Below are 4,175 nucleotides of genomic sequence, written 5' to 3'. Positions count from 1 at the left end.
GTTCTCGTCTGCTTTGTGGTCATATATATTGTTATGGACTTCATCAGTATGATGTAGCTAAAGAACAATATCAGTTAGTTTTAGACCTCAGTGACGATCCAGAACTGCTGAACTATGCTCAACAAGGTATCAGCGATAGTGAGCAATTTATTACAGATTATCCAGCTAGCTTGAGTGAGTCTGAAGAAATGCTGGAAGGTATTAACTTTGATGACTATCAGAATGAAGAATCTATAGAAGGACAAGTTTCTAGTGACTTGGAAGCGATAGCAGATCAAAATAGTCTAGAATTAGATACAAAAGACCTGGAAAATATCACAGACCCAGAACTAATCCTCAATGAAAATAGTCTAGAATTAGATACAAAAGACCTGGAAAATATCACAGACCCAGAACTAATCCTTGATGAAAATAGTCTAGAATTAGATACAAAAGACCTAGAAAATATCACAGATCCAGAACTAATCCTTGATGAAAANTTGATGAAAATAGTCTAGAATTAGATACAAAAGACCTAGAAAATATCACAGATCCAGAACTAATCCTTGATGAAAATAGTCTAGAATTAACAGCAGAAAACTCCGCAGGAAATTTTGATTTTGGGAAATTAGAGCTAGAAGATATAGATGATTTAGAATTAACAGATGAAGATCATAATCCTTTCACTACAAATGGTAGTTCCCATAACCATCAACATGAAGATTCAGAGTATTTAGAAGATTTGCCTGATTTCACACAATTTGAAGAGAGTTTAGGTACAGATAACCAAGAAATAAGAAGTCAGTTGCCAATAGAAAATGGTAAAATATCCCCAAATGGAACAAAGCAAAAATCCCTAGATGATGCAGTTTTAAATGGTAAAAATAGTGGAAGTATAGAAGAAATATCTGAGGAAGAAATATCTGATTTTAGTTTAACTGCAGACCTGGATGAAATCTGGAAAAAACAACAAGAAGAATTGTTAAAAGAAGAAGAAATATCTGAAAATCAAACATTAGAATATGAAGNAAAATAGTGGAAGTATAGAAGAAATATCTGAGGAAGAAATATCTGATTTTAGTTTAACTGCAGACCTGGATGAAATCTGGAAAAAACAACAAGAAGAATTGTTAAAAGAAGAAGAAATATCTGAAAATCAAACATTAGAATATGAAGACATAAAAAATAATAAAATCACTCCAAATATAGACCAAGATTCTGGAATAGAAGAGTTAGACTTAGAGTCAGTAGATTTTGAGAACGTAATAGATGAAATCTTAGAAAGTTCTGGAGAAATGATTACTGGAGAAGCAAATAATATAAGAGAAAATAATAGACCATCACTAGCCAAAGAGCCAGCAACAGAAAATGAAAATCTTAACCGTAATTTTTCCGATGTAGATGAAGCTACTTTATTGATGGAAAATAACAATAGCTTCAAGTGGGAAGAAACAGAAAATGAGTTAGGTGAAATAGGAGATGAATTATATAATGAATGNAAATGATTACTGGAGAAGCAAATAATATAAGAGAAAATAATAGACCATCACTAGCCAAAGAGCCAGCAACAGAAAATGAAAATCTTAACCGTAATTTTTCCGATGTAGATGAAGCTACTTTATTGATGGAAAATAACAATAGCTTCAAGTGGGAAGAAACAGAAAATGAGTTAGGTGAAATAGGAGATGAATTATATAATGAATGGCAGAAAACAGAAGAGACAAGTAAAGGAGTAGGGGAAGAACTAGATAGTTTTGAGATGAATGAATTTGACGAAGCAGCATTCAGTCAAGCTTTTCATCTAGATGAAGAAGGAAATATAGATAAAAAAGCCAATGGTTTTCTAGAAGATGATGAATTTGGTAATTTTGAGGACTATGGTTCCCTGACTGATGGAATAGAAATGCCAACAGATATGACTACTCCTGAGATGGGGGCAGTAGCGCCAAATTTAGAAACAATGGACACAGGAATGGTTGTCGGAGCCACAACAGGAGCTTTGTTTGATAGTAGAACCGATCCTAGTGCGATTGATAATGAAGAAGCTATACCAATAGATCATCAACTGCCAACATTTAGCAAAATCAAAGGAGAAGAAGTAGACACAAATGTAATGGTTGAACAAGGTGGGTTAGCGTTTTGGGAAAATGCTTCCCTATATACAAAACAACTATACACAGCTATAGGAACAGGGTTAGCATCCTTAATAGCAGTAGCTTTTGTCAGTAATATAGTTTCTTACAGAGCCTTGCAAGAGCAAAAAACAGAAGTAATTTCTGATTTGCGTAGCACTGGTTGGATAATGACAGGTATAGCAGGAGTAAGTAGCTTTTTAACTGCTTATGGTCTTGGCAGNAATGCTTCCCTATATACAAAACAACTATACACAGCTATAGGAACAGGGTTAGCATCCTTAATAGCAGTAGCTTTTGTCAGTAATATAGTTTCTTACAGAGCCTTGCAAGAGCAAAAAACAGAAGTAATTTCTGATTTGCGTAGCACTGGTTGGATAATGACAGGTATAGCAGGAGTAAGTAGCTTTTTAACTGCTTATGGTCTTGGCAGGATCACGACCAACCAAATAGAAAGAGCAAACAAAGATTTAAATACTCAATTTGATATCATTTGTGATGGTAACTTAAAAGCCACAGCAACAGTGTATTCAGAGGATGAATTTGGTAAGCTGGCTGCCAAATTTAATCATATGGCTAAAGTCATCCAAGCAACTTACACGGATGCTCAAAGAAAAGCAGAAGAAAATGAGCAAGCAAAAGAAGATTTACAGCGACAAGTAATTCGTTTACTAGATGATGTAGAAGGAGCTGCTCGTGGAGATTTGACTGTGAGTGCGGAAGTTACAGCAAATGTTTTAGGAGCAGTCGCAGATTCATTTAACTTGATTATTCAAAATTTGCGGGAAATTGTGCATCAGGTTAAAGAAGCTGCTCAAAGGGTAAGTAGGGGTTCGATGGATAGTGCTACCTTTGCTCAAGGTTTATCTACAGACGCCTTGCGACAAGCAGAAGAATTGGCAGCGACTCTACAATCTGTACAAGTGATGACTGATGCTATTCAACGGGTAGCTGAAAATGCTCGCGAAACAGAAGATGTAGCTCGTTCAGCAGCAGCTTTAGCATTAAAAGGAGGGGAAACAGTAGACCGTACTGTAGCTGGTATTCTCCAAATCAGAGAAGGTGTGGCAGATGCAACTCGAAGAGTGAAACGTTTATCAGAATTTACCCAGGAAATCCAAAAAATCGTAGGTTCAATTTCTGGTATTGCCGCTCGCACAAACTTGTTGGCATTAAATGCCAGTATTGAAGCAGCTAGAGCGGGAGAAGCGGGTAAAGGATTTGCAGTAGTGGCAGATGAGGTCAGACAGTTGGCGGACAGGTCAGCTAAAGAATCTAAGAACATTGAACATACAGTGATGCAAATCCAAACTGAGACAAATGGAGTAATGAAGGGGATGGAAGACGCAACTCAGCACGTTATTAATGGAACAGGGTTAGCAGAAGAGGCAAAGCAATCTCTGGAAGATATTGTTCAAGTGACAACAAGAATTGATGTATTAGTACGTTCTATTGCTGCAGATACAGTAGAACAAAATGAAGTAGCACAGTCAGTATCGAAAGTAATGCAGGCAGTAGAAATGACAGCTCAAGAAACTTCTCAAGAATCTCAACGAGTTTATAGTTCCCTCCAGAATTTAGTGGGTGTTGCTCGGGATCTATTAACTTCAGTAGAGCGTTTCCGGGTAGATCCAGCGGAGTAATAAAGTAGAAATTTTTAGGAAATTATCAGCAGTTTTTTTTGATAGTTATGCCAAGCATAATCAATAGTCAAAAAAAAATCTGTTGACTTGAGAACTATAAAAAATATGCAAACTGAACAAACACAAAAAATTATGAGCTATTTTATTGAGGAGGCAAAAGATCACCTCAATACTATAGAGCAAGGATTATTAAATTTGCAAGTCACTATAGAAGATCCAGAACTGTTAAGTGAATTATTTAGAGCAGCTCATTCTGTTAAAGGTGGAGCTGCTATGTTAGGGATTAATAGTATACGATACATTGCTCATAGATTAGAAGATAGTTTTAAAATTCTGCAAGAAACTGTCGTTGTTAAAGTAGATGATAAATTAGAATCTTTATTTTTGAGAGTTTTTGATACTTTACAAGATTTATTAGAAC

General features: G+C 35.7%; 2 protein-coding genes. Both read left to right on the top strand.

Annotated elements, in window-relative coordinates:
• Window positions 1-2,335: 2,335 nt before the first annotated feature.
• Window positions 2,336-3,754, top strand: a 1,419-nt coding sequence (locus tag AFK68_RS41235; RefSeq protein WP_246844052.1) for a HAMP domain-containing methyl-accepting chemotaxis protein, incomplete at its 5' end; no start/stop codon positions are given.
• Between the two features lie 105 nt (window positions 3,755-3,859).
• A partial coding sequence (locus tag AFK68_RS07645; protein ID WP_143437668.1) for an Hpt domain-containing protein occupies window positions 3,860-4,175 on the top strand: 316 nt, incomplete at its 3' end.

The organism is Hydrocoleum sp. CS-953, from assembly GCF_002260545.1.
Classification (GTDB): Bacteria; Cyanobacteriota; Cyanobacteriia; order Cyanobacteriales; family Microcoleaceae; genus Trichodesmium.
The sequence above is the reverse complement of the archived record's forward strand: the minus strand, read 5'-3'. Positions and strand labels throughout refer to the sequence as shown.